The sequence below is a fragment of the Superficieibacter sp. 1612_C1 genome (assembly GCF_015234305.1).
GTDB lineage: Bacteria > Pseudomonadota > Gammaproteobacteria > Enterobacterales > Enterobacteriaceae > Superficieibacter.
The window spans coordinates 1-591 of record NZ_JADGMI010000016.1; the positions used below are offsets into that span (position 1 = coordinate 1).

A 591-nucleotide genomic window follows, 5' to 3' on the forward strand; every position below is an offset into this window, starting at 1 on the left:
GGGTTGCAAAAGAAGTAGGTAGCTTAACCTTCGGGAGGGCGCTTACCACTTTGTGATTCATGACTGGGGTGAAGTCGTAACAAGGTAACCGTAGGGGAACCTGCGGTTGGATCACCTCCTTACCTTAAAGAACCGCCTTTGTAGTGCTCACACAGATTGTCTGATGAAAAAGTATCGAGCAAACAGTATCAGAGTCCCCATCGTCTAGAGGCCCAGGACACTGCCCTTTCACGGCTGTAACAGGGGTTCGAATCCCCTTGGGGACGCCATACTGGATAATGAGTGAAAGACATTATCCCTGAATATCTTAAAGATGACTTTCGAGTCATGTTTAAGATATTGCTCTTTAAAAATCTGGATCAAGCTGAAAATTGAAAAACACTGAACAACGAAAGTTGTTCGTGGGTCTCTCAAATTTTTGCAACACTGAAGTGAAACAGCTTCGGGTTGTGAGGTTAAGCGACTAAGCGTACACGGTGGATGCCCTGGCAGTCAGAGGCGATGAAGGGCGTGCTAATCTGCGATAAGCGCCGGTAAGGTGATATGAACCGTTATAACCGGCGATACCCGAATGGGGAAACCCAGTGCAAT

Annotated in this window: 1 tRNA gene and 2 rRNA genes; all 3 read left to right on the forward strand. The window is 47.0% G+C overall.

Features of this window, described 5'->3' with window-relative positions:
• A 16S ribosomal RNA gene (locus INT84_RS24100) occupies positions 1-122 on the forward strand; the annotation flags it as partial.
• Between the two features lie 71 nt (positions 123-193).
• Positions 194-269 (forward strand) — tRNA-Glu (locus tag INT84_RS24105).
• A gap of 184 nt (positions 270-453) precedes the next feature.
• Positions 454-591 (forward strand): 23S ribosomal RNA (locus tag INT84_RS24110); the annotation flags it as partial.